The 26,631-nt window shown below is 54.4% G+C and carries 21 protein-coding genes and 2 pseudogenes; 13 read left to right on the top strand and 10 right to left on the bottom strand.

Annotated features, from left to right (window positions below; translation table 11 throughout):
• Positions 1–198 precede the first annotated feature (198 nt).
• The 10 genes from gabT (at position 199) to C8N45_RS21340 (ending at position 14,706) form a co-directional block, all read left to right on the top strand.
• On the top strand, positions 199–1,584 hold the full coding sequence (gene gabT / locus C8N45_RS21385; RefSeq protein WP_181868967.1) for a 4-aminobutyrate--2-oxoglutarate transaminase: 1,386 nt from the start codon (positions 199–201) through the stop codon (positions 1,582–1,584).
• A gap of 362 nt (positions 1,585–1,946) precedes the next feature.
• Entirely contained in the window at positions 1,947–2,903 is a 957-nt protein-coding gene (locus C8N45_RS21380) for a TAXI family TRAP transporter solute-binding subunit (RefSeq protein ID WP_108388823.1), read from the top strand.
• Between the two features lie 104 nt (positions 2,904–3,007).
• Entirely contained in the window at positions 3,008–5,779 is a 2,772-nt protein-coding gene (locus C8N45_RS21375) for a TRAP transporter permease (protein WP_181868966.1), read from the top strand.
• A gap of 12 nt (positions 5,780–5,791) precedes the next feature.
• On the top strand, positions 5,792–6,223 hold the full coding sequence (locus tag C8N45_RS21370; protein ID WP_108388821.1) for a universal stress protein: 432 nt from the start codon (positions 5,792–5,794) through the stop codon (positions 6,221–6,223).
• Positions 6,224–6,291: 68 nt separating this feature from the next.
• Positions 6,292–7,266 (top strand): carbon-nitrogen hydrolase family protein, encoded by a 975-nt coding sequence (locus tag C8N45_RS21365; RefSeq protein WP_108388819.1) that lies wholly within the window; start codon positions 6,292–6,294, stop codon positions 7,264–7,266.
• A 66-nt stretch (positions 7,267–7,332) separates the two neighbouring features.
• Positions 7,333–10,074, top strand: coding sequence for an aminotransferase class I/II-fold pyridoxal phosphate-dependent enzyme (locus C8N45_RS21360; RefSeq protein ID WP_108388817.1), 2,742 nt, complete (start codon positions 7,333–7,335; stop codon positions 10,072–10,074).
• Positions 9,971–11,548 carry a biotin carboxylase gene (locus tag C8N45_RS21355; protein WP_258793362.1) on the top strand — a complete coding sequence of 526 codons (1,578 nt, stop codon included), beginning with the start codon at positions 9,971–9,973 and terminating at the stop codon, positions 11,546–11,548. The genes C8N45_RS21360 and C8N45_RS21355 overlap by 104 nt, the downstream gene beginning before the upstream one ends.
• 13 nt (positions 11,549–11,561) lie before the next feature.
• Positions 11,562–12,533, top strand: a complete 972-nt coding sequence (locus C8N45_RS21350) for a C45 family autoproteolytic acyltransferase/hydrolase (protein WP_108388813.1) — start codon at positions 11,562–11,564, stop codon at positions 12,531–12,533.
• Between the two features lie 10 nt (positions 12,534–12,543).
• On the top strand, positions 12,544–13,869 hold the full coding sequence (locus C8N45_RS21345) for an aspartate aminotransferase family protein (protein ID WP_108388811.1): 1,326 nt from the start codon (positions 12,544–12,546) through the stop codon (positions 13,867–13,869).
• A 9-nt stretch (positions 13,870–13,878) separates the two neighbouring features.
• Positions 13,879–14,706, top strand: a complete 828-nt coding sequence (locus C8N45_RS21340) for a 3-oxoadipate:acetyl-CoA acetyltransferase (RefSeq protein WP_108388853.1) — start codon at positions 13,879–13,881, stop codon at positions 14,704–14,706.
• Here C8N45_RS21340 and C8N45_RS21335 read toward each other — a convergent pair.
• The 4 genes and pseudogenes from C8N45_RS21335 to C8N45_RS23055 all read right to left on the bottom strand — a co-directional run bounded on the left by C8N45_RS21335 (position 14,703) and on the right by C8N45_RS23055 (position 17,735).
• A pseudogene (locus C8N45_RS21335) lies at positions 14,703–16,112 on the bottom strand (NAD-dependent succinate-semialdehyde dehydrogenase). The gene C8N45_RS21340 and the pseudogene C8N45_RS21335 sit on opposite strands and share 4 nt — an antisense overlap.
• A 518-nt stretch (positions 16,113–16,630) precedes the next feature.
• Positions 16,631–16,924: a DUF1330 domain-containing protein gene (locus tag C8N45_RS21330; protein WP_168769552.1), complete on the bottom strand. Its 294-nt coding sequence runs from the start codon at positions 16,922–16,924 to the stop codon at positions 16,631–16,633.
• Between the two features lie 32 nt (positions 16,925–16,956).
• Entirely contained in the window at positions 16,957–17,424 is a 468-nt protein-coding gene (locus tag C8N45_RS21325) for a hypothetical protein (protein ID WP_108388807.1), read from the bottom strand.
• 23 nt (positions 17,425–17,447) lie between these two features.
• On the bottom strand, positions 17,448–17,735 hold the full coding sequence (locus C8N45_RS23055) for a hypothetical protein (RefSeq protein WP_114427877.1): 288 nt from the start codon (positions 17,733–17,735) through the stop codon (positions 17,448–17,450).
• A 554-nt stretch (positions 17,736–18,289) separates the two neighbouring features.
• Here C8N45_RS23055 and C8N45_RS21315 point away from each other — a divergent pair.
• Both C8N45_RS21315 and C8N45_RS21310 read left to right on the top strand, forming a co-directional pair.
• Positions 18,290–18,487, top strand: a pseudogene (locus C8N45_RS21315) (IS3 family transposase); the annotation flags it as partial.
• Between the two features lie 205 nt (positions 18,488–18,692).
• Positions 18,693–19,700, top strand: coding sequence for a DUF3179 domain-containing protein (locus C8N45_RS21310; protein WP_245882793.1), 1,008 nt, complete (start codon positions 18,693–18,695; stop codon positions 19,698–19,700).
• Positions 19,701–19,889: 189 nt separating this feature from the next.
• Here C8N45_RS21310 and C8N45_RS21305 read toward each other — a convergent pair whose 3' ends face one another.
• The 6 genes from C8N45_RS21305 to C8N45_RS21280 all read right to left on the bottom strand — a co-directional run bounded on the left by C8N45_RS21305 (position 19,890) and on the right by C8N45_RS21280 (position 26,316).
• Complete coding sequence (locus C8N45_RS21305) at positions 19,890–20,960, bottom strand: ABC transporter ATP-binding protein (protein ID WP_108388803.1); 1,071 nt, start codon at positions 20,958–20,960, stop codon at positions 19,890–19,892.
• Positions 20,960–21,943 carry a glycoside hydrolase family protein gene (locus C8N45_RS21300; protein ID WP_108388801.1) on the bottom strand — a complete coding sequence of 328 codons (984 nt, stop codon included), beginning with the start codon at positions 21,941–21,943 and terminating at the stop codon, positions 20,960–20,962. Before C8N45_RS21300 ends, C8N45_RS21305 begins: the two co-directional genes overlap by 1 nt.
• A 3-nt stretch (positions 21,944–21,946) precedes the next feature.
• Positions 21,947–22,825 carry a carbohydrate ABC transporter permease gene (locus tag C8N45_RS21295; protein WP_108388799.1) on the bottom strand — a complete coding sequence of 293 codons (879 nt, stop codon included), beginning with the start codon at positions 22,823–22,825 and terminating at the stop codon, positions 21,947–21,949.
• 1 nt (position 22,826) lies between these two features.
• The gene (locus C8N45_RS21290; protein ID WP_108388797.1) at positions 22,827–23,897 is read right to left on the bottom strand and encodes a carbohydrate ABC transporter permease; all 1,071 of its coding nucleotides are present in this window, start codon (positions 23,895–23,897) and stop codon (positions 22,827–22,829) included.
• Positions 23,898–23,968: 71 nt separating this feature from the next.
• The gene (locus tag C8N45_RS21285) at positions 23,969–25,228 is read right to left on the bottom strand and encodes an extracellular solute-binding protein (RefSeq protein WP_108388795.1); all 1,260 of its coding nucleotides are present in this window, start codon (positions 25,226–25,228) and stop codon (positions 23,969–23,971) included.
• Positions 25,225–26,316, bottom strand: a complete 1,092-nt coding sequence (locus tag C8N45_RS21280; RefSeq protein ID WP_108388793.1) for a LacI family DNA-binding transcriptional regulator — start codon at positions 26,314–26,316, stop codon at positions 25,225–25,227. The genes C8N45_RS21285 and C8N45_RS21280 overlap by 4 nt, the downstream gene beginning before the upstream one ends.
• 118 nt (positions 26,317–26,434) lie before the next feature.
• Between C8N45_RS21280 and C8N45_RS23460 the strand changes: the two genes are divergently transcribed.
• Positions 26,435–26,631 (top strand): hypothetical protein (locus tag C8N45_RS23460; protein ID WP_211095490.1); only part of this gene is annotated, 197 nt, incomplete at its 3' end.

Below are 26,631 nucleotides of genomic sequence, written 5' to 3'. Positions count from 1 at the left end.
TTTTTGTCACAAGATCAACGTAGTGCAACACTCAGACTATCGGAACACCTATTGCGTTCAAAACAGTGTTTTCCTGCACCGCAACAAATCTATGCATCACAGAGTAAGAATCTATATTGACAGCTAAATTAAACGCATTATGAAAATTTTAAACACCCCCTTTAGGATCGTGTTCTCTCCAACAAGGAATCACCTGACATGACGACCACTGCAAAGAAGAAATCTCGCAAGTCTGCCACCAAGACCCCGCCAAAAATCTCCGTGGTTCCCGACGTCGCTGCGACTGCAACAACAAATGCCTCATTGATCGCACGTCGCGAGGCCGCTGTTGCGCGCGGTGTTGCGTCTGCAGCACCCATCTTTGCGCGCTACGCAGAAAATGCACTACTGTGGGATGTCGAAGGCAACCGTTTCGTTGATTTCGCAGGTGGTATTGCAGTGCTCAACACAGGGCACCGCCATCCCAAAGTGATCGCCGCGGCCAAAGCTCAAGAAGATCACTATACCCACACAAGTTTTCAGGTTGTCCCTTATGAGCCCTACATCGCCTTGGCCGAGAAGCTGAATGCGCTGGCTCCCGGTGATCATACGAAAAAGTCGTTGCTGGTAACGACAGGTGCCGAAGCCGTTGAAAACGCGGTCAAGATCGCGCGCGCGGCAACTGGCCGCCCCGGTGTCATTGCATTTACTGGCGGATATCATGGCCGCACTCTGTTGACGCTCGGGATGACCGGAAAGATCAGCCCTTATAAGAAAGATGTGGGGCCCTTCCCGTCCGATATCTTCCGCGCACCCTTCCCAAGCGTGCGTGACGGGATCACCGTTCAGGACGCACTGACCGGTCTGCAAAATCTGTTCCTGACAGATGCACAGCCAGAGCGTATCGCCGCCATTATTATTGAGCCTGTCTTGGGCGAAGGTGGCTACACACCTGTCCCATTCGAGATGATGCAAGCCCTGCGCGACATCTGCGACACCCATGGCATCATGCTGATTGCCGATGAAATCCAGGCCGGTTTCGGCCGCACTGGCACATGGTTCGCGATTGAGCATTCAGGCGTCGTGCCTGACTTGATCACTGTCGCAAAATCGATGGCTGGCGGATACCCGATTGCGGGCGTCATCGGCCGCGCCGAAGTGATGGATTCTGTTATCCCAGGTGGATTGGGCGGCACATACGGCGGCAACCCTGTTGCCTGCGCAGCTGCCTTGGCAGCGATCGAAGCGATTGAGGAAGAGGGTCTCCTGGCACGGTCAACGGCCCTGGGCGAAACTTTCCGCGCACGCTTTGCTGAAATTGGAGCACGGGTCGCACCTTACCGGATGTGGGACATTCGCGGTCTTGGCGCAATGCTGGCGGTTGAGTTTGTCACTGACTTTGAAACAGCCAAGCCAGATCCAGATCTGACTAAAGCGGTTGTCGCGCATGCATTGCAGCGCGGTCTGATCCTACTGGCCTGTGGTATGCATGGGAATGCCTTGCGGATCATGGTCCCACTGACGGCATCGGACGCCATTATCGACGAAGGTTTGACTATCTTCGAAGAGGCTCTTGCTGCTGCCGTTGCCGACCAACAGTCTTAAGATGAATTATATGTTAGGAAAGGCGGGCAAATTGCCCGCTTTTCTTCGTTTTGGCCCCTGTACTTGGCCACGCGAGTATCAGTTCCCTGCCGGGAAAGCCTCTATTCTCGCCAATTACACCGCCCAATGTTCAATATATTAAACATTTTGACCATCAGATGATGAATTTTGTTGCATGAATCATATCCCTTTGTCAGTCTTGGTCAGTACGAACTTCTTTGACTTGGCGCAGAATACGCAGCGCCGCAACCTTGAACGAAGAGTGTCAGGGCACAGTGTTGCGTCTGTTTGTCCGCCCCCAAGGGCAAAAAAGCCCTCCGCGAAGGAAGGCTCGATACGATTGAAATAACTGGGAGAAAATAATGAAAGTCTTTAAGCACCTTGCGTTTGCGGGGGCCATGCTGGCCGGTACCGCGACGACTGCACAAGAACAATTCATCACCATCGGAACCGGCGGCCAGACAGGAGTCTACTTTGTTGTAGGCCAATCCATCTGTCGTTTGGTCAACCGTGGCACACCCGATCACAACCTGAAATGCACCGCCCCATCGACAGGCGGTTCTATCGCAAACATCAACGCGATCATGGCTGGTGATATGGATATGGGCGTGGCCCAATCTGACTGGCAGTTCCACGCCTATAACGGGACCTCCGAATTCGAAGGCAACCAGTTTTCGGACGAACGTGCCATATTCTCTGTCCATGGTGAGCCTTTCACTGTGATCGCACGTGCTGACGCCGGCATCGCAACCTTCGCCGACCTGCAGGGAAAGCGCGTCAACATCGGCAACCCCGGTTCGGGCCAATATGCGACCATGCAAGTTGTTATGGATGCATTGGGTTGGACCATGGATGACTTTGCACTTGCGTCCGAGTTGAAGCCAGCCGAGCAGGCTGCCGCACTGGGCGACAACAAGGTGGATGCGATCATCTATACTGTGGGTCACCCCAACGGATCCATCCAAGAAGCAGTTTCTACCGTCGATGCGGTTTTGATCCCCGTGACCGGACCAGAGATCGACCAATTGATCGCGGACAACCCTTATTATGCAGCTGCATCAATTCCTGGTGGCATGTACGAAGGTTCGCCTGATGCGACCTCAACTTTTGGTGTCAAAGCGACATTTGTCACATCCGCCAGTGTTGATGATGAAGTCGTTTATCAGGTCGTAAAGGCAGTCTTCGACAACTTTGACCGGTTTAAGCGTCTACACCCTGCGTTTGAGAACCTGACCGAAGAAGAAATGATCAGCGATGGTCTGTCCGCTCCGCTGCACCCCGGCGCAGAGCGTTACTACAAAGAGCGTGGCTGGATGTAATTCCTCCACGTGTCGATTGATCACTGATACGGCGGCTCAATCCCGCCGCATCAGACAAAAAAGACAAGACGATGTGCCCGAAAAGGGCCGCAAGGGGGAACAAAATGTCGGATAATCCAAATCAACAGCAAGCTGCTGCAGTAGAGAACGCGGCCGCTGGTCGTGGTGGTCTTAGCCAGGAAGAACTCGACGCGCTGGTTGCTTCCTCTGACACTGGCGGACGTGGTGCCGCTGGGACGGTTGGGATATTCCTGACCTGTGTCGCCCTTGCCTGGTCACTTTTTCAGCTTTGGATCGCGTCCCCTATTCCATTTATCGTTGGCTGGGGCGTCTTCAACGACACCGAGAGCCGGTCAATCCATCTGGCATTCGCCATATTCCTTGCGTTTGCAGCGTTTCCGGCAACTCGTACAAAATTCCAAATCGGGCTGGGCATCACTGTCCCCGTGGTGCTGGCCTTTCTGTTTATGACGGGCGCTAAAGATAGCACCGTCATCTGGTGGATTCCATTGGTCGCCATCGCAGTTGTTGCCGCCGTCGTTCTCGGCTCTCCCAAAGACCGCGTACCGGTTTGGGAATGGGCACTGGCAATCGTAGGTGCTCTCGCAGCGCTTTATCTCTTTGTTTACTACCGTGATATCGCGGGACGGGTCGGTGCGCCGATCCTGCAAGACTTTGTCGTGGCTGTCATTGGCCTGATGTTGCTACTCGAAGCGACGCGCCGCGCGCTTGGCCCTGCATTGATGATCGTGGCCTCGGCCTTCCTTGTCTACACAGTACTTGGGCCCAATATGCCCAGCATCATCGCGCACAAAGGCAACAGTCTGTCCGAAATTGTGAACCACCAGTGGATTACAACAGAGGGCGTGTTTGGCATAGCCCTGGGCGTGTCAACATCGTTTGTCTTTCTCTTTGTTTTGTTCGGCTCACTTCTGGATCGCGCGGGCGCTGGCAATTACTTCATTCAGGTGGCCTTCAGCCTGATGGGTCACATGAAAGGCGGCCCAGCTAAAGCCGCCGTTGTATCCTCTGCTATGACAGGGCTGATCTCAGGCTCATCCATCGCCAATGTGGTGACAACGGGTACCTTCACCATACCATTGATGAAGAAGGTAGGCTTTTCGTCCGAAAAGGCAGGAGCCGTCGAAGTAGCATCGTCTGTGAATGGCCAAATCATGCCGCCTGTGATGGGCGCTGCAGCCTTCTTGATGGTCGAATATGTGGGTATTCCTTACTTTGATGTGGTCAAACACGCATTCCTACCGGCGGTGATCTCTTACATCGCACTGGTATACATTGTGCACCTTGAGGCGCTGAAAGCCGGGATGGAGGGTCTGCCACGCGCATATACGCCCAAACCCATCGTTCAGAGATTGATCGGCATCGCGTTTACCATCGCTGCGATCTGCGCGATTTCATTCATCGTTTACTATGGCATGGGCTGGATACGTCCCGCGTTCCCGAACTCTGCCGGGTACATCATCTTTGCTTTCCTCTCTTTGGTCTATGTGGGCTTGCTTTATATCTCTTCAAAAGAAGCGCCGCTCGAGCTTGACGATCCAAACGCTCCTGTAAACACATTGCCATTGCCAGGCCCTACAATCCGGTCCGGCTTGCACTTCATTCTACCAGTTGTCGTGCTGGTCTGGGCACTGATGGTGGATCGCTTGTCACCAGGATTGTCAGCTTTCTGGGCTACAGCATATATGGTGTTCATTCTCGTCACCCAACGCCCACTGACGGCCATGATGCGCGGCGAAAACGCGCTGGGGGCTGCAGTGTTGCAAGGCGGCAAAGACCTCATTGAGGGCCTTGAAACAGGCGCGCGCAATATGATCGGTATCGGTATCGCCACGGCGACAGCGGGCATCATTGTAGGCGCAGTCAGCCAAACAGGTGTTGGGTCAGCTTTGGCTGATGTGGTCGAAGTTTTGTCTGGCGGTAATATCCTCGCCATCTTGTTCCTGACGGCGATCCTTTCGCTGATCCTTGGAATGGGCCTTCCAACAACGGCGAACTATATTGTGGTATCAGCTTTGCTTGCACCAGTGATTGTGACACTGGGCCAGCAAAACGGGCTGATTGTACCGCTGATCGCGGTTCACCTCTTCGTGTTCTACTTCGGCATTATGGCCGATGTGACACCACCCGTTGGCCTGGCCAGTTTTGCGGCGGCTGCTGTCTCAGGTGGTGATCCAATCAAAACAGGGGTCGTCGCGTTCTTCTATAGCCTTAGGACGGCAGCCTTGCCTTTCTTGTTCATCTTCAACACAGAACTGCTGTTGATTGATGTGACTTGGGCGCAGGGCGTCTTTGTGTTCATTGTCGCAACCATTGCAATGCTCTTATTCGCGGCCGCGACCCAAGGGTGGTTCTTGGCCAAAAACCGTATATACGAAACGGTGGCGCTATTGCTTATTGCATTCACGCTATTCCGTCCGGGCTTTTGGATGGACATGGTCTATCCGCCCTATAGTGAAGAAAACCCGACCGAGATTGCAGCAGCGGCGATGGCAACACCCGTGGGTGAGGACTTGCGCCTGCGTGTCGCGGGGTTGAACGATCTTGGTGACCCCATTGAGTTTGTCGCCGTTCTGACAATTGAAGACGGTGCCACAGGCGAAGAACGGTTGGAAAACGCGGGCCTGATGTTCCGTAACGATGGCGACACGTTGATCATCGACGACGTCAGCTTTGGCAGCGCGGCTGAGACAGCTGGACTGGACTGGGATCAGGAGGTGCTGCGCGTGCTTCGCCCTGTCGGGCAGCCTACAAAGTATCTGATGTTCCTGCCTGCCCTACTCCTGCTGGCCTTGGTGGTCCTCTTGCAACGTGGCCGCAACGGCCGCGCTGTTCGCAAACCGGCCACCGTTTAGAAAGGACATACTATGTTCAACTGTATTCTATTGACTGTCGACCTGAACCATCCAGCATCCTGGAAAAAAGCGTTGCCGCAAGCGGTCGAACTGGCGCGTGCTTCAAAATCCAAACTACACATAATGTCGGTCGTGCCTGATATGGGCAGCCCGCTTGTGGAAGGGTTCTTTCCCGATGATTTTGAAAAGCAGGCCATTGATGCTGCAAGTGCCGCTTTGGATGGCCTCGTTAAGACAGAAGTACCTGATGATATCGCCGTCAAACAGCACCTCGCCTTCGGCAAAATCCACAAACAGGTGCTCAAAACGATTGAGGAAATCAAATGTGATCTGGTGATCATGGCATCGCATAAACCTGACCGCGTGCGCGAGTTTCTGGTCGGGTCAAACGCTGACCGCGTTGTGCGCAGATCGCCTGTTTCAGTTCTTGTCGTAAGGGCGTAAGGGTTGCCTGAAGCGGAGATCATGACGGCCCTTAAGGTGCGCCTCCGTATTTACGGAGAATTTTGCTGATGACCCCTTTCGCAATAGCTGGCGTGCAGATGCACGTTAACGCCCTGCATTCCAACGTCGAAGGAATGCTGCACCGCATTGACCTATTGATGCTGCGTTTTCCGTGGACACAGATGGTGCTGTTCAGCGAGCTTGCGCCGTTTGGACCACTGGAAAAGTTTAAGCTGCCGCCGCAAAACGACATCATCAACCAATTTTGCGAGGCCGCGCGCCGTCACAAGATCTGGCTGATCCCCGGCTCAATGTTCCTGACCCACCCAGAGGATGGCCGCGTCTATAACACCTCGCTTGTCATTGACCCGGACGGCAACGTTATCCGTCGTTACGCCAAGATGTTCCCGTTCCTGCCTTACGAAGTCGGCATTTCCGCAGGCACAGATTTCTGCGTCTTTGACGTGCCCAATGTAGGCCGGTTCGGCCTGTCGATCTGCTATGATATGTGGTTCCCCGAGACGACGCGTCAGCTGACATCGCAGGGTGTCGAAGTGCTGTTGCACCCTGTTCTGACAGGAACCACGGACCGCGATGCAGAACTAGCGATCGCGCGGGCAACAGCGGCGCAGTTCCAGTGCTATGTCATAGACGTAAACGGCTTAGGCGCCGGAGGCGTGGGTAAATCGCTGGTTGTTGACCCCACATCGCTGGTCTTGCACCAATCCGCAGGGCAAGAGGACATGTTCCCCATCGAAGTGGACCTGTCTATGGTTCGCCGCCAGCGCGAAACCGGCATGAAGGGTCTCGGTCAGGTTCTTAAAAGCTTCCGCGACCGGTCCAGCGACTTTTCGGTCTATGACCGTGAAAGCGGCACCGACGCCTACCTCAAATCGTTGGGTCCGCTTGAAATACCGCAACAGGGGTCTCGGGCTGGATTGCATGTCGATTTGCCCGTCAACACCGAAGCCGAGGCCCACGCCACAGAACGCACCCGCGCGTTGGGAATATCGCCCGTCATGGGCAAGACATCTAGCGGCTAAAAACTCTGGCTGTGCCACATCGCGGGGTCAGTCATCGTTTGCATGCCACAATATGGAGAACGACCGATGGATTCCGTCAGCGACTATTATTCTGCGACACAATTGCGTTCCGACAGATGGAGTGCACTTCGTGAGGCGACTACGTCCATCTGCCGTGAAAGTGGGGCGAAAAAGATCACCGCCCTAAAGACGCGGATCGCGGACCTTTTCGAATCTCTGGCCCTGATCGAACCCTATTGGGCCTTCCCCGGCATGGCGGCGTTTGACCATATGCGCCGACAGTTTGAACACAACAACTACGACGATTTGTCCTTCACAGTGCATCGCGTCACACGCGCACTGACCACCGGAGCTTACCGCCGCCGCAACATTCCGCTGGAACGCGACACCACTGACGACGAAGAACACAACGACGAGGCGATGCTGTCCCCAGAGGCGCGCGCCATGACCCGCCCCTATTTCGAGGTGCTGATCGTCGACAATGTGAATGATCACCAAGAACGCTGGCTGAAAAGCAACGTAACACGCATGCGCCGCCCGGAGGATCCGTTTAGCTACGAAGCCGTCGTTGTGCCCAGCCTTGAGGATGCGCTTATCGCAGTTCTGTTCAACCACAACATCCAAGCGATCGTGGTCCGGCCAGGGCTGGTTCTGAAATCCAAGAACGCCAATGAAATCCTGACAAAATACCTGAGCAACGCGAGCGATTCAGATGAAATCGACGCCATGCGCCCTGAGGACTATGGACCCGAACTTTGCCGTTTGATTGCACGGGTCCGACCAGAACTGGATGCTTACCTCGTTACCGAAAGATCCGTCGAGGACATCGCGGGTCTTGATCTGGGCATCTGCCGGCGGGTTTTCTACAATCAAGAAGACTTTATGGAGCTGCACTTGAATATTCTGCGCGGTGTTGCGGCCCGCAATAAGACTCCGTTTTTCACCGCTCTAGTGAATTATTCCAAACAGCCGACGGGCGTTTTCCATGCCATGCCGATTAGCCGAGGCAAGTCGATCACCCGCTCACATTGGATTCAAGATATGGGCGCGTTCTATGGGCCCAATATCTTTCTTGCCGAAACATCTGCGACGTCTGGAGGGCTCGACAGCCTGCTGGAGCCACACGGGCCTATCAAAGAGGCACAAGAGCTGGCAAGCCGCGCGTTCGGGTCCAAACAGACCTTCTTTGCCACCAATGGCACATCGACCTGCAACAAGATCGTCGTGCAAGCCGTTGTCAGGCCCGGTGATATTGTTTTGGTGGACCGCGACTGCCACAAATCGCATCACTATGGGATGGTGCTGGCGGGTGCCGAGGTTGTCTATCTCGATAGCTATCCACTCAATGAATACTCCATGTACGGGGCAGTGCCGCTCAAAGAAATCAAACATCAATTATTGGCGCTCAAGGCCGCTGGGAAGCTCGACCGCGTGCGAATGCTGTTGCTGACTAACTGCACATTTGACGGATTGGTCTACAATGTCGAACGGGTCATGGAAGAATGTTTGGCGATCAAGCCTGACCTTGTTTTCCTATGGGATGAGGCATGGTTTGCATTTGCCCGCTTCAGCCCCACCTACCGCCAGCGCACTGGCATGCGCACGGCCAATAATTTGCGCAAGCGGCTAAAGACGGACGCGCACCGTGCAGCTTATGAAGCGCAGCAGAAAGAGCTGGCAGATGCCAGTGACGAAGAACTGCTGAACACTCGTCTCATTGCACCACCGAATGCGCGGATCAGGGTTTATGCCACGCAATCGACGCACAAAACGCTGACATCCTTGCGGCAAGGGTCAATGATCCATGTGAGCGATCAGGATTTCAAAGGTGAAGTCGAACAGTCCTTCCACGAAGCCTATATGACCCACACATCGACCTCGCCCAACTACCAGATCATCGCATCGCTTGATGTTGGTCGCCGTCAGGTGGAGCTTGAAGGGTTCGAATTCGTGCAGCGCCAGATTGAGGCCGCCATGTCGATGCGAAAGGCCATCAGCAGCCACCCTTTGCTGCAAAAATACTTCAAGGTGCTGACCGCGGGCGACATGATCCCGGAACAATACCGGCAAAGCGGTGTCACTAGCTATTTCGACAATCATCAAGGCTGGACCGACATGTGGGATTGCTGGGAGCAGGATGATTTCGTGCTTGATGCCACGCGCGTCACGCTGGCTGTTGGCGGCACCGGTTGGGATGGAGACACGTTCAAGAACGACGTTCTGATGGACAAATATGGTATCCAGATAAACAAGACTTCGCGAAATACCGTCCTGTTCATGACCAACATCGGAACCACCCGATCATCAGTTGCCTATCTGATCGAAGTACTGGTTGAAATCGCCAACGAGCTGGACGAATTGCTCGATGATGCCTCACGGATGGAGCGGTTGTCATTCGACAAACGCGTGAAGAACCTCACCGAGAACTATCCTCCGCTACCTGACTTCAGCCGGTTCCACGATGCATTCCGTCCTGATGACGTGACACCAGAGGGCGATATCCGGACGGCCTACTATCTGAGTTATCAGGAATCCAACTGTGACTACCTGGAACTCACAGGATCGCTTAAAGATGCGCTTGATGCGGGAGAAGAGGTTGTCTCGGCGGGTTTCATCATCCCCTACCCCCCCGGCTTTCCTATCCTTGTCCCGGGGCAAGTCATCAGCCAGGAAATCTTGGCCTTTATGCTGGCCCTTGATGTGAATGAAATCCACGGCTACCGCGCCGATCTGGGTTTGCGCGTCTTCACATCAGAGGCCCTGGCTGCGTTGCCCAAAGCCAAAAACCTTAAAACCGCCGCCGAATAAGAAAAGGAAAAATACAATGCCAACAGTGCTGAAGAACATCTCGGAAATCCGCCGCTTCTTTCACCGCAACGAGGATCCGATCTATTTCATTTCGGCGACCAACTTCAACTTGCTAGGTCTTGATGAATGGGTGAAGAATTTCAAATATATCTGCTACATTGACTGCTACGGTGGCAAGCACCCAAACGTCTTCTGCCCGTCTGAACAGCCGCACGCAGAATTCCAATCCATCGAAGACATTAACAACTATCTGCTGCAGCACAAAGAAGTCATCGACTTTATTAAACGTCGCGGCGGCAAGCCAAAGTTCGTATTCTTGATGTTTGATGAGGAAACAGAACGGCTGTCCAAAGAACTGGGCGCTGAAGTTTGGTTCCCAAAGGCAAAACTGCGCACGAGTATGGACAACAAGATTGAAACTGTCCGCATTGGTAACAAGGCTGGCGTTCCTTCCGTGCCTAACGTACTGGCCGAAGTGAAGTCTTACGAAGACTTGCAGAAGACTTGTGAAAAGGCCGGTATCGGCCATGATCTGGTGCTGCAGTCCGCTTTTGGCGACAGTGGCCACACAACTTTCTTTATCAAGTCCGAAGCAGATTTCCGGCGCCATGAGCATGAGATCATCGGCGAAGGCGAGATAAAGATCATGAAGCGGATCGATTGCCGGGGGTCAGCGATCGAGGCATGTGCGACCAAGGAGGGCACAATCGTTGGGCCATTGATGACGGAACTCGTCGGTTTCAAAGAACTGACACCCTACCGTGGCGGCTGGTGCGGCAATGAGATCCTATCCACGGCATTCCCGCCAAAGGTTCGTCAAAAGGCACGCGAGCTGACGTTCAAATTCGGCGAGCAGCTGCGTAAGGAAGGCTATCGTGGCTACTTTGAACTGGATTTCCTAATCGACAAGAAGACCGGTGATCTTTGGTTGGGTGAATTGAACCCGCGTATCACGGGCGCCTCTTCCATGACCAACCACGCTGCATTCGCGCATGCTGATGCACCATTGTTCCTGTTTCACCTGCTCGAATTTTCCAAGAAAAAGTTTGATCTGGATACGACAGAGCTAAACGATCGTTGGGCCAACCCCGATATGATCGACAGTTGGTCGCAAATGGTGATCAAACACACCGAAGACAACGTCGATATCTGCACTGCGGCCCCTGAAACCGGCATCTACAAAATGCTGGAAGATGGGCGCGTTGTCTTTGACCGTTTCGACTATCACCGACGTGCCGTTGAATCCGAAAACGAAGCCTTTTTCTTGCAGATCATGCAGCCTGGGAGCTACCGCTATGAGGGTGCCGACATCGGCATCTTGGTGACACGAGGCCGGTCGATGACCAAGAACTTCCAGTTGAATGAGCGCGCGAAAAAGTGGATCCACGGCATCAAGCAAACCGTGGACGGCAAAGCCTTACCGGTCGCCAATGCGGGCCCTGCCATCGCAGAACCTGCGTTCAAAATTCTGTAAGAGGAAACAAACGATGCTTTGGCGCGCCCTCAGCGAAGATTTGCCCGGTCCAAAATGGACCGGGCTTTTCGCGGAATATTGGCCGGATTACAAACGCTGGTGGCTGAAAGAAGGCGACGCGGCGCGGCCGAGTTATCTGGAAAGCCGCCGTGCGCTCAAAGAACATATGCCAGAGATCGTCCCACTTTATGATGAGCTTTGTGAATTGGCTGGTGGCGGCGATCAGGCTTCGCGCTTCCTGAGTTTCTATTGCCCGCCGCCTTATCTTTCTGGTTGTAGTCAAGCCATTTGGCCGGGTGAAGAGCCTGTAATGGTGCGTAACTACGACTACAATGCGAACGCCTTCGACAGCCTTGTCTTGCACACCCGTTGGCAAGGGCGTCGTGTGATGGGAACGTCAGACGGGCTTTGGGGCCTGGTTGACGGAATGAATGACGCAGGTCTTGCTATCTCGCTGACGTTTGGCGGCAGGCGCGTTGTCGGCGATGGATTCGGTGTTCCGCTCATCCTGCGCTACGTTCTGCAGACCTGCACAACTGCTGAAGAGGCTGGTGTCGTTCTCGCACGTGTGCCGACCCACATGAGCTACAACGTGACCGTGCTGGATGCCAAACGCCGCTACCTTACTGCGATGATGGCACCGGATCGGCCTGCGGTTATCACACATGCGGCTGTCGCGACCAACCACCAAGAAAACGTCGAGTGGCTCAGTCACGCACGTTTCACCGCTACGGTGGAACGCGAAAGGTTCCTGCTGCAACGGCTCACCTTGCACCGGGATCCAGAAGATAAATTCATCGGCGCGTTCCTGCGCCCACCGCTCTACTCCACCGCTTTCGATGCCGGCTTTGGCACGCTTTACACCGCTGTTTACCGCCCAAGGCTCCAACAAATGGAAGTCCGCTGGCCCGGCACGATATGGAACCTCGATATGGATAATTTCCAAGAAGGCGGCCGTCGAGTGCAAATCCCCGGCGCTGCATAAGGATCATCAGATGTCACATATATTTCCGCGCCATACCAAACAGTTACCACCCGTCGCGGTACGTGGTGAGGGATGTTATCTCTATGATGACCACGACAAACAGTATTTGGATGCTTCTGGCGGCGCAGCCGTGTCGTGTTTAGGGCATGGGGATCAAACCATTATTAACGCAGTCAAAGCCCAACTAGACAAGCTGGCTTATGCTCATACTGGTTTCTTTACATCAGAACCTGCTGAAACACTCGCAGACTTGCTTATTGAACATGCACCGGGGAACTTGGACCGCGTCTACCTTGTCTCTGGAGGATCAGAGGCGATGGAGGCAGCGCTTAAGTTAGCGCGCCAGTATTTCGTCGAAAAAGGTGAACCAAAGCGCGGCCGCCTTATCGCGCGAAAGCAAAGCTATCATGGGAACACAATGGGCGCCTTATCCGCCGGCGGAAACGCATGGCGGCGTGCGCAATTTGGTCCACTGTTAATCGACATGAGCCATATTGATCCGTGTTATGAATATCGCCTCAAACGCGAAGATGAAACGCCCGAGGCCTATGGGTTGCGGGCCGCAAACCTGCTGGAAGAAGAGCTTCTCCGCGTTGGCCCCGAAAACGTCATGGCCTTTGCCGCCGAACCTGTCGTTGGGGCGACTGTAGGTGCATTGGCCCCTGCCCCGGGCTACTTTAAACGCATCCGCGAAATCTGTGATCAATACGGCATCCTGCTGATCCTGGACGAAGTCATGTGCGGCATGGGCCGCACTGGCAGCCTTTTTGCATGTGAACAAGACGGTGTTGCGCCAGATATTCTATGTATCGCCAAAGGTTTGGGCGCTGGATACCAACCAATCGGCGCAATGCTATGCAGTCGCGAGATTTATGAGACCATCGAGAAGGGGTCAGGGTTTTTCCAGCATGGGCACACCTACCTCGGGCACCCCACCGCCGCGGCCGCCGGTGTTGCTGTCGTGAACGCTATGCTGGATCGCAAGCTTATCCCGCGCGTCAAAACACAAGGTGACAAGCTGATGGCGGCACTTCATGCCCAGTTCGGCCAACATTCGAACGTGGGCGATATTCGGGGGCGCGGGCTGTTTCAGGGCATTGAACTGGTGGCGGATCGCGATACGAAAGCCCCCTTCGACCCTTCGCGCAAGATTGCTCCCAAGATCAAGCAAGCCGCATTTGACGCAGGCATGATCTGCTATCCGATGAGCGGTACAATCGACGGACAAACAGGTGATCACGTACTTTTGGCACCGCCGTTCATTATTAGTGACGCTCAAATTGACGAACTGGTACAAAAACTGGCTGGCGCCATCGACAAGGCGCTACAACACTAAAGTCTTATGATGACAAACCCATGTATTATCTGCGTTGCAATCACCGGCTCTGTCCCGCGCAAGCAAGACAATCCGGCGGTTCCAGTCACAATCAATGAACAGATCGAATCCACCCATGCCGCGTTTGAAGCTGGGGCTACGATTTGCCATGCGCATGTGCGCAATGATGATGAAACACCATCCTCTGATCCCGATAAGTTCGCGGCATTGATGGAAGGCGTGACCAAGTATTGCCCCGGCATGATCATTCAATTGTCCACAGGTGGGCGATCCGGCGCTGGTGAAGAACGCGGAGGCATGCTGCCATTGCGCCCTGATATGGCATCGCTCAGCGTTGGGTCGAACAACTTTCCTACCCGCGTCTATGAGAACCCGCCTGATCTGGTTGATTGGCTCGCGTCCGAAATGCGCAAATATGGGATCAAACCAGAAATCGAAGCTTTCGATTTATCCCATATTCATCAGGCCGCCGCGATGAACCGTGACGGGCGCATTCACGGAGACCTATATGTCCAGTTTGTCATGGGCGTGAAGAACGCAATGCCAGTGGATCGCGATGTCTTCGACTACTATGTCAAAACGGTCCGCCGCTTGGCCCCCGACGCACAATGGTGTGCGGCAGGTGTTGGCGCAGGTCAGGTCGCGGTCAGTGAATGGGCCATCGCCGCTGGCGGTCACACGCGTACAGGGCTTGAGGACAATGTGCGATGGGACAAGCAAACGCTTGCCCCTTCCAACGCAGCTTTGGTGACACGCACAGCAGAAATTTGCGCGCGATATGACCGCCCAGTCGCCACGCCCGCGCAAGCGCGGGCGATATTGGGACTGCGTGCCTAACCTACTTCGCCCATGCAGAGATATTTGATTTCCAAATAGTCTTCAGTGCTGTATTTTGAGCCTTCGCGTCCAAGCCCAGATTGCTTGACCCCACCAAAAGGGGCCACTTCAGTGGAAATCAAGCCTGTATTGATGACGACCATGCCGGATTCCAGCGCTTCAGCCACCCGCCAGATACGGGCCATGTCACGACTGCAAAAATACGACGCCAGTCCAAACTCACTGTCGTTTGCCATAGCAACAACATCCGCTTCGTCCTCAAATTTAAACAAAGGGGCCACAGGGCCAAAGGTTTCTTCGCGTGCGACCTTCATGTCGCGGGTCACTCCGGTCTACACGGTGGGTTCAAAGAAGCCAGCGCCCAGTTCTGCCTGCTTGCCGCCAAGGGCAACTGTCGCACCCTTGCTGACGGCATCGGCAGTGTGGTCTTCAACTTTTGCTACGGCGGCGGCGTTGATCAAAGGACCAGTTGCAATGCCATCAGCAAAACCGTTCCCAACCTTGAGCCCGGCAACTTCGTTCGTCAGTTTTTGCGCAAAGGCATCATAGACACCGGTCTGCACATATATCCGATTGGCACAGACGCACGTTTGCCCATTATTGCGGTATTTTGCGATCATTGCACCTGCGACGGCAGCATCAATATCCGCATCATCGAAGACAATAAAAGGGGCGTTTCCGCCCAACTCCAATGACATTTTCTTTATGGAGTCCGAACATTGGCTCATCAGAATTTTGGCCAGTCGCGTCGAGCCCGTAAAGGTGATCTTGGCCACCTTTTCATTTGCACAAAGCTCTTTGCCGATTGCGGCACTGTCCGATGAAGGGATCACGTTAAACACGCCTGCAGGTATTCCAGCACGTTCAGCCAACACGGCCATGGCCAACGCCGAAAGCGGGGTCACCTCAGCAGGCCGCGCCACAAAGGTACAGCCGACAGCCAAGGCAGGTGCAACTTTTCGCGCGATCATAGCATTGGGGAAGTTCCAAGGCGTGATTGACCCGACCACACCAATTGGTTGCTTGAGCACAATGATCCGTTTGTCGCGTTGGTGTCCCGGGATCACATCACCATAGATACGCTTTGCTTCCTCGGCGAACCACTCAATGAACGACGCACCACAAAGGACTTCACCGCGGGCCTCGGCCCAAGGTTTTCCCATTTCCATGGTCAAGATCATTGCCAGATCATCGGCATGCGCGATCATCAGATCATACCATTTGCGCAAGACGGCCGCGCGTTCTTTCCCTGTCCAAGCGGCCCATTCTGGCTTAGCCTTATAAGCGGCATCAATCGCAGCAGATGTGTCAGAAACGCCCAGATCAGCAACCTTTGCAATGACCTGCCCGGTTGCTGGATTTGTCACGTAAAATGTCTCAGTACCAGTGATCCACTCACCATTCACATAGGCGCGGACTTAAAGAAGCGTGGGATCCTGCAACGGCGCCGCCCGAGTCATACCTTCATGTTCAGACATTGTTGCTTCCTTTATTCTTAAGCACTTTCAAGTCGTGTGAAGCACGCGCATGTCCAGCTATAGATATTTCCAGATTTTCACGAGGATGCGGTATAGGTTTATATTTGGACTAGGATCAGTCTGATGAGTCACCAAAATTGAGCAAATCAAGAAAGCCCAGGACTGAAAATCCTCGTGTCGTTGGTTCGTTTCCACCCCCGGGCACCATTTTTACCAACATAGACAATAGCATAGCCATCGCACAGTTTTCAGTTCCTGCATTGCACACTCATCGCACAGCTTTTCGTGTGTTGGTGGGAGGTTTTGTGGGGTGATTTACTGTGTGAACACAGTAAATGCAGCACAGTGTTTGCCCACAACAACTTGAACACAGTTCTTTCCCAAAGTGTTTGCTGCAACGGTCGAAGAAAGCATGTCTGTACACGCTTTATGCCATCGGCAACCGATCAATCGATACCATGCACGATAACCAAGTTTGTGTCTGCGTTCCGACGACGGATTTCAGCGAGCTTTTGGTAATCAGGGTCGTTGTACCAGGAACGAGCAGCTTCGGCGGTCGGAAATCGCATCAAAACCGTGCGCGGCATTGCCCAAGTCCCCTCCAGAACTTCAGTCTCCTGCTTAGATGTTGCTAGCAATTCACCTTTGTAGCGCTCAAAAATTGACGTGAACCCAGCCAGATACTCCTCGTAGTCATCAGGCGTGTGAATGTTCAGTTGGCCGACAACGTAAACGCTCATGATTTTCTCCATTTGAAAGTGAAAAGACCGAGCTACTCCTTTTCCTGTAGCAAGAATGTACGAGCGTCTTTGAGCCCGTCGCAGACTTTGGCTTTCACGCGGTCGCCAAAGTTGGCAAGAGTATTTTGTTCCCAGTCTTTGACCCAACGATCATCTTGACCTGAATCCGGCAGGGGCGGCAATAGCACAAATTTCTGCAAAGGCGAGTTTCGGATTGAGGCTCTGAAATCCTCACTGCTTACCCATTCGTAGTCCTCGTTAGACAATGCATGAGAAGACATCGAAACATCGACGACCCAGTGTTTGACATCATTGGCGCGGACATAATCTAAGGCAGCCCGGACAGCGTCTCTCACTCGTGTCCCTTCGTCATACTCGCTGATCCAACGTAGATAGACTGCGTCTAAATCAGAGTTGAACGTAACTTCTACTAGGCCATGCGCAGTGTGAATCTCATCTGTCTTCATACTGATGCCTCGCACTTCTGATTTCGGGATCATTATAATATTGCCAGGATTTGAAATTAGCGAGCGCAACGAATTGTAGAGAATGCATGGATCGTCTTTGTGGCAAACTTTTTCTTTGCCCCACAGTAATTCAAACACTGTTCTTCCCCACAGTGTTTTGGCGCGCATACCGTTGCCTTGTCCGGTCCTGCGATCAGCTTTGGCGCATCTTCCTCGTCATCATCCCCCAGCAGGTTGAAAAATCCTACCGCGACGATACCAAGGCCGATTGCTGCTGCGGTTGCTGGATTGATGAGTGCTGGCAGGAGGAGGCTGAGTTTGGCTTGGTTGGCGTTCACAGTCATTTTCGTATCCCATTGATTTGTGCGGTTGGATGAGCCGTTGCCGACGGTTGGTCGCACGGTTCGGAACGGATAACTTACGGGAATGGAACGGTTGGGTGGATCCACGTTGATTGCGGAGGGTTACGACGGGCTGCGGTACGTCAAATTTCTATGGGCTATGAGGCTCGACCATAGGCTTTCGTGGGAACGGTCGGATGTACGGTTCACCGTTGCGCGTTGCTTGGCTGCCGCACCTGTGATTTCGCTTTGGTTGCTTCCACAGTGCTTCCAGCTGGGATTTGCCAACGCAAAGCGCCACCCGAAGGTGGCTGTTAACGCATTGATTGGTTGTGTTTATTTTGGTTGCGGGAGGGCGCATTGACCTTGACCGAACCTACGCGCACTTTCGGCGTGGCAAAGGGAAGACCGAGCAACTCCTATGAAAAAGGGGATGGAGAGGTATTCCCGAACAAGAAGTGCCAAAAGAGCTCTGACGTCAGACATTGCACAGCACGTTCGAGCAGTCTGTTGGCTCAACCTAAGTGCCCCGTCATTCAGCATAGAAAACCTGTTCCATACCCGGTGATCTCGAACGCCAAAACGGGGCCTTCGTCGAGTATTACAACAACCAGCGTTACCACGAGAGCCTCAACAACGTCACACCCGCCGACGTCTACTTCGGCCGCGACAAAGCCATTCTCAGGGAAAGGAAGAAGATCAAGAAACAGACAATCCAACACCGTCGCTTGCAACATCAAAAACAAGCCGCATAATCAATCACACAAACGAGCCAGAGCCTCCAATGCTCAAGCCGCTCTGATGTTCCATTTTACATGGCGACGGACACCAAAACGCTATGGGATAGACTCTGCGCAAACATGGAGGAGTTTTCGGTGAGGGAGGCTGACGCAAGTGTGTATGCGGTGTGATCGCGGGATGGTCTAATCTGCCGTTGTTGACCTGACTGGAGCTTTCGCCATGACCAGAGCCCACATGACGCCCAAGCAACCCTTCGGAGCACGGCGCTACTTTCTGAAGGTTCTTGCCACGCTGCCCCTGCTGGCCGCTACACCTGCTGCGGCACAGGTGACCCTTTTTGATGCTGCCTGGCCGAACACGGATTTCTCGCGCCTCGCCATCGACCTTGGCGAGGTCATCTCGGGTGGGCCGCCGCGCGACGGGATCCCGGCTATCCTCGATCCCAGCTTTATCCGCGCTTCCGAGGAGACGCGGCTCGATGGCCGCGAACCGGTCATGACCTACGTGCCGGACGACGGTCCTGCCCGTGCCTATCCGATACGCTATCTTATGTGGCACGAGATCGTAAACGACGTAGTGGATGGACAACCAATCACCGTCACCTTCTGCCCGCTATGCAACGCTGGAATGGTCTTCGACGGTCTACTGGGCGGACGGACTCTGACCTTTGGCGTCTCCGGCTTACTGCGTCATTCGGACATGATCATGTACGACCACCAGACAGAAAGCTGGTGGCAGCAGGCAATAGGAGAAGGTATCGCGGGCGAGATGTCGGGACGTGCTCTGACTCAGCTTCCGGCCTGGATGGAAAGCTGGGCGGCGTTCCGCCACACACATCCAGACGGACTTGTTCTCGACCAGCCGAACTGGCGCCGGGCTTACGGCACCAATCCATATCGCCAATACGACACGACACAGCCCTTCCTTTATTCAGGCGAGGACCCGCCGCAAGGTATTCCACCACTGGAACGCGTCGTCCGGGTTGGTAACCGAGCCTGGCCACTGACGCGCCTGTCTCGCGAGCGTACGATCACCGAAGCAGGCCTGACGCTGAGTTGGGCCGAGGGGCAGGCCTCCGCGCTCGATACCGGAAACATCCGGCAGGGGCGCGAGGTGGGTAATGTCCGTGTCCGCGATGAGCAGGATCGGGATGTGGTGTACGACATCCCCTTCGCTTTCGCGTTTCACGCCTTCCACCCCGAAGGCAGCTGGATGCTCGGGGACTGACGGCCCAAAGCGGTCTTTGATTCCCTTAGCAGCGAAGATCTGCTTCGAGCCCAAAACGTCAGATGCTGCAGGACATACGAACGACTGCTTTCACGGTGTCCTGTCGAAACCCAAAGTGAACGTTTCAGTCGACGCCTTTTCGGCTAAAAAGGCGCGGCTCTGGGGAATTTTTTCAGAACCGACGCGTGATTAGTCAACTTCGGGAAATGCGTGGGCCGAGGCTGGATCAAACGTCCACGCCATATCGTCTCCGGGCGCCAACACGGCATCTTCGGCAATGGCGGCTATCAGTGTCGTTCCATCCGAGACGGCAAGGTTCACGACCGTTTCACTACCCAACCGTTCGGTCAGTATGACTTTGCCGTTCAGCATGCCCTGTCCATCAGGGGCAGCCATCAAATACTGTGGGCGTACTCCCAGCGTGGCCGCCTGCCCTTTGGTGAAGCGACGGCCTTTGTTGGGGACTTTCACGCTGGCGAGAGCGTCGCTGGTCACCTGCACCCAGTCGTCACCGACATCTTCGACCGTGACCTTTAAAAAATTCATCGACGGCGCGCCAAGGAACCCAGCGACGAACAGATTAGCGGGTTCGTGGTACAACTCCATCGGGGCACCGGCCTGCATGACCAAGCCGTCTTTCAAAACAACGATCTTGTCTGCCAATGTCATCGCTTCGACCTGATCGTGGGTGACGTAGATCATCGACGCGCCAAGGTCTTGGTGCAGCTTGCCGATTTCCATTCGCATATCCATGCGAAGGGCGGCATCGAGGTTTGAAAGGGGTTCATCGAACAAGAACACTTTAGGATCACGAACAATGGCACGGCCAATGGCGACGCGCTGGCGTTGACCGCCAGAGAGTTCCGACGGGCGTCGGTCCATCAGGTGTTCCATCTGCAAGATACGTGCAGCTTCGGCAACTTTCGCTGACTTCTCGGCCTTGTTCACCTTGTTGATGGTCAAACCGAAGGCCACGTTTTCACGCACGGTCATATGCGGGAAAATGGCGTAGGATTGGAAGACCATCGCAATGCCGCGCTTGGAGGGTTCTAGATCGTTCATCCGCTGACCGTCGATTTCGAGCGTGCCATCGGTGATGTCCTCAAGCCCAGCGATCATGCGCAGCAATGTGGATTTGCCACAGCCGGACGGGCCGACGAACACGACGAACTCACCGTCTTCGATATCGATATCGACACCTTTGATGACCTCAACCTTGCCATAGCTTTTGCGGATATCGCGAAGTTTGACGGTAGCCATTATTCTGCTGCTTTCAATTTGGGCGGGATAATCAGATGCCCGTCTTCTGTGATTTCAACCGGCTCAGGGTCCATGATGTGGCCAATGAAATCGATGCCATTTGGTCTGTCTGCAAAGCCAAGGATGAACATGCCGTCATCCGTATCCACAATGCGGGCGGCATAGCGGGTACAGGGTTGAGTCCCATCAAGGAAACCGGGGGCAATACGCCACGGGCCACGAGGGCTGTCCCCGATCAGGTAGTGGTTGCCTGTTACGACGGGGCGCAAGCTAGTTTGTTCTTCGGAGTAGTGGTTGTTGGCGGTACAAAACAGGCAATACCAAGTGCCTTTCTTTTCAAAGACCTGCGGGACCTCAAGTTGCCCGAAGCCCCCTACGAAGACAGGCGGCTCCAACGTCCAGTTATATCCATCCTGTGATGTGGCAAATCCGATGCAACCAGCGTCGTTCGCCTCTGCCACACCGGGCGCGCGCGCGGTGAAATACATCAGCCACCCGTCCCCTTCCGGGTCCGGCATGACCCATGGATCGCGCATGGCGCGGTCATGCCATTCCCCGTTAGACACATCAACCTCGTAGTGGTGTGCGTTCAGCCCGACCAGATCGAGGATCAGCCCGTCACCGACCCGTTCCCAGTTATGCAAATCGGTTGAGGTCGCGTGACCGATCTTTTGCGCCAATTGCGGGTCGTTCTGGCGAGTGCCGGTATAATACAGGTGCCACAGATCATCGTTGCCGCGCACCACTGACCCTGTCCATGTGGTGTAGTTGTCCCAACCGTCCTCCGATGGCCGGAAGCATTCACCAAGGTGATCCCAATTCACCAGATCCGTGCTGGTCGCATGACCATAGGATACGTTGACATGACGCAGCTCCGGATCGCCAATTGAACGGGGCGCTTTCAGGAAATAGCAGTGGTATTTTTCACCATCATAGACATACCAGCTGTCCCAAACGAAGTGGTCTTTGAGTGCGAGAACCATGATTTAGCCTTTCACGCCGGTTGAGGCAATCGATGCAATGAACGCCCGTTGCAGTATCAAATAGAAGGCCAGGACGGGCACCGTGATGATCGTCAGATAGGCCATGATTTCACCCCATGAGATATTGAGCTGGAAGAAGTATTGCAGACCAACCATTACGGGGCGGTAGGTTTCCTGTTGCACAACGATTAGTGGCCAGAGGTATTGATTATACATCACGAGAAACTTCAGGATTGCGGCGGTTGCAATGACGGGACCGGAGAGCGGCATAACGACCTTGCGGTAAATCTGCCACCACGTGGCACCTTCAACGCGGCTGGCTTCGATCAGCTCGTTTGGCAGGTCTTTGAAGTATTGAACGAATAGGAAAACCGTCAAGCCGTCTGCGATCCATGGGATAATCTGGACGTGGTAACTGTCGAGCCAGCCAATCTGGACCCCCTCCAGCCCGATCCATGGCAGCTTGGACACTAACAACAAAAGTGGGATGGCGATGGTTTCGAACGGGATAATCAGCGTTGCGATAATGATCGTCAGTGCCAGATCACGGCCTTTCCAGTTCAGATAGACGAACGAAAATGCGGCCAGTGAACAAAAGAACAAGCTCAGCAGAACAGTCACTCCTGTCACCAGCACAGAGTTAAAGACGAACAGACCGATCGGGGCGCGGGCAAACGCGTCATAATAGTTGTTCAGGCTGATGTCACCGACCGGCAAGAAGGCCCGCAAGCTGGACGTATCCCGCAGCAATTGCAGGTCTGGCTTGAAGCTTGACATGACCATGAACAGCAGCGGGAAGATGAACACCACCGCTAGTAGGGTCAGGACGACATAGCGCATGGCAAGGCGCAGACCGTGGTTGTCTTGATTGATAGCAGCCATGTTACCGCGCCCTCGTGATATAGCGTTGAATAAGTGAGATGCTCAGTACGATCAGGAACAAGACGACAGAGATCGCCGAGGCTCCCGAAATATCCTGTTTGCCGTAGCCGCGCTCGACGGCTTGGAAAACCAAGGTTGTGGTGCTGTCCAATGGCCCGCCGTTTGTCATAACGTCGATCTGTGCAAACAGGGCGAAGGCCTGCATGGTGATCACGATGATGACCAACACGGCCGTGTTGCGCAGCCCCGGCCATGTGACATAGCGGAAGGTCTGCCATTTGGATGCGCCCTCGATGGACGATGCCTCATAGAGTGTAGGCGAGATCGTTTGCAGGCCTGACAGCCAAATGACCATGTGGAACCCGACCGCTTGCCAGATCGACATTGCCTTGATCGCACCAAGGGCTGTGTCTTGGTTGCCGAGCCAATCGCGGCCTTCAAACCACCCAAAGGAAAGAAAACCAAGAATATTGTTCAACAGCCCGTCGTTGCCGTCATAGATGAACCGGAACAGCAGAGAGACTACGACGATCGAGACCACGACAGGCATGAAATAGATGGCACGGTAAATATTTATTCCGCGCAGCTTCTGGTTCACTAACAGCGCAAGCACCAGCGCCAGACCCGCCTGAACCGGGGCTACGATCAGCACAAACATCAGCGTGTTGCGCAGGGATTTCCAGAATACCACATCAGTGGCCACCACCACCTTGGCCGTGTCGCCGGAATGCCAGCGGAACCACTCGCGCATGCCTGCATATTCCGGATAATCTGGATTGTTGCGGGTGAAGGATCGCACGCGCGGATACTGCGGTGCGCCGTCATCGTCACGCACCACGGCACCCGTATCATCGACTTCAGGCTCAATCGTCAGGACCGAAATGCTGAGCAAACGATCATAGTTGCTCAGCCCCACAAACTCGGTCGGGTTCGGGGAAATCAGCCGCTGGTTGGTCAGCGACAGGTAGAAGGCAAAGAAAAATGGGATCACGATGAACATCATGATCAACCCAAAGCCCGGGAGTGCGAAGCCCCAGCCCGCGCGGTTGGATGTTGTCAGTCTCGACGCCATTTTTCACTGCTTTCCGTAAGTTAGAGATGGGGATGGCGTGGCCGCCACCCCCGGGAGGAATATTGCGATCCCTAGTGGCCGTAGCCCCCGTTGCGGTCGATGTCAGCGTTGATTTCATCAACAGCCGCGTCGAGCGTGTCAGCAACATCCGCACCATTGGCGATGTCTGCCAGTGCCTTTTCAAACACTTTCGCGGACACAACGTACCCAGGTGTTACAGGACGCACGAGCGCCTGCGCCTGTGTCAGATCGAAGAATACAGCCATTGCACCATCTTCGCCGTAGTTCTCAGTCATCGCAGCGGACTCAGCGGTTGGTGGGATCAGGCCGATGCCGTTTGAGAAATCGGCAAGGTACTGATCCTGCAAAGCGAACTGGATGAACGCAGACGCGCCATCTGGGTTCTCGGAGGCAGAGGACACACCGAACTGCCAAGACGCAGCACCGATTTTTGGACCGTTGCCAAAGTCAGGGGCGGGCAAGAACAGGGTGTCGTCATGTGCTTCCAGCGCATTCAATGCCGCCCAGTTGCCGTTCCAAGAGAACGCATACTTGCCGTCAACAAAACCGGTGTCACGGTCCGCTGGGTCCTGAGATGTCCCCGGTGCATAGCCATCTACGAACATGGACTGCCACCACTCACCAAACGCGAGCGCTTCTGGGCCGTTCAAAGCACCTTCGGCTGTTGTGTACGTGGAGCGGTCAACGATGTCGCCGCCAAAGGACTGAAGGAAGGGGCTGAAGGCATATGGATACCACTCACCTGTCCAAGCCATGCCGAGGTCGAGCGCATATTCGAAATCGCCAGAATCCTTTGCCACATCAAGGGCCGCCTGAAATTCTTCGCCTGTCCAAGGCTGCTCAAGCGTTGGAGTGCGCAGGCCCAGTGCATCAAGCGTAGACTGACGTGTCACCATTGCGACAGCTGCGTCCCACAGGCCGACGGAGTAAAGCTCGCCATTCCAATAGCCCAACGGGCCGGGCAAGAAGCCTTCGATGGCCGCTTCGTCGATTTTCAGTGGCTGCATATAGCCCGCCCATGCCCAGTTCGGCATGACTGGACCGTCAACGTCGATGATGTCTGGCAGGTTGCCAGCGAGAGCCGCAGCGACAACAGAATCGTTATAACTCTCCTGTGGGAAGCTTTCGACGACCACAGTCCAATCGGACTGGCTGGCGTTGAAGTCTTCAACGATCTTGTTGAGGATGTTGGCTTCGACTTCGTTGCCAGCACCGTGGTACCACATGCTCAGTTCAGTTTGCGCTGATGCCATGCTGGCCCAGCTTACAGATGCAACAAGTGCTGCACTCAGAGTCATTCCGAGTTTCATTTGGTCGTCCTCCCTATTGACGAAAGTTTGGTAATGGGTGTTGGCAGATCCTTGACGGAATTGCCGGGGTTTACGGGGCCACCCACCAATATTGGCCGGGTGGGCACGTCTGCGGTGCCATTGATTATGCCAAGCAGCAGTTCCGTAGCGCGAATACCAATCGCGGCGTAGGGCAGCTCGGCTGAGGTCAATGTCGGGTAAAGGGTGTCGGTAATCAGTCGATGGCCGTCATAGCCCGCAACCGACAGATCAGCTGGCAGCGATACGCCGCGGCTCCGCAAGATCCCGTAGGCGCGCATCGCCATTCGGTCATTGCCGAAACAAATAACGGTTGGTGGTTCGGGCAAGCTAAGAACGCGGTCAATCGCATCCCATAGCAGTTGAACCCCTGCATCATCGTCCGCGATACCCACTTCGGCAGGCACAAGCAGGAATGGGTTAAACTCAATATTGGCGGCGCTTAACGCGTCCTTGTATCCCTGAATGCGCAGGCCCGTCGCAACAAGCTGGGTGCTAAGCGAAATGTATGCAATGCGCCGGTGCCCTTTCGCGATCAGGCTGTTCACTAGGTTCAATTGGCCTTGATAGTCGTTGGGCAACACAGATGGTGTTCCCTTGTCATCAAAGCAGTTCGCCAAGACCATCTTCGTGGACGCAGACACAGCCGGCAAAGAAACCTGCCGGTGGTGGTCCGCCGCATAGATAAGCCCTTCGACGCGGTGCTCTTCGAACGTGCGGATAAGCTGTGGCACCCTGTCCATCTGCCCGCCCGTGTCGGCAATCAACAGCGTTCTGCCGCTGGCCTCCATCGCCCGTTGGATACCCTGAACAATATAAAGATCAGGAAGACCGGAATTCTCGGACCGATTCGGAGACAATGAAATCGCACCCGTGATCAGCCCCACCAAACCAGATTTGTTTGATCGCATCGCCCGTGCGGCGGTCGATGGCACATAGCCAAGTTCAGTGATCGCTTTGTTGACGGCGTCCTTGGTGTGCTTCTTGACCGGAGCATCCCCGTTCAGCACACGGCTCACGGTTTTGGGCGATACGCCAGCAACGCGTGCAACATCATAGATTGTCGCCATAACCAGCCCTCCCAAACCGCTGCGTCAATCGATCTAGAATCGCTCAACACGTAAATGACACCGATGTCATGACACCGATGTCATGGCCATGTCAATAGTAAGCGTTTAGGTGACATTCGTGAACGTGAAGCCGCAAATGATAGATCGCAGTCAGAGAACTTCTGCCGCAACTAAATTGAAAGCAGACATTAGGAAATATCAGGTGAAAGTCCGCTGTGTCCCTGTGGTTTCAATTGGTCGCTGCAACACAGGCTTCAAATTTCTCTGCTGGGGTTTGGTATTGCAAGGTCTTTCTGGGGCGCTCGTTAAGCTGGC

The organism is Yoonia sediminilitoris (genome assembly GCF_003058085.1).
GTDB classification, from domain to species: Bacteria; Pseudomonadota; Alphaproteobacteria; order Rhodobacterales; family Rhodobacteraceae; genus Yoonia; species Yoonia sediminilitoris.
This window is presented reverse-complemented; position numbering and strand designations above follow the sequence as displayed.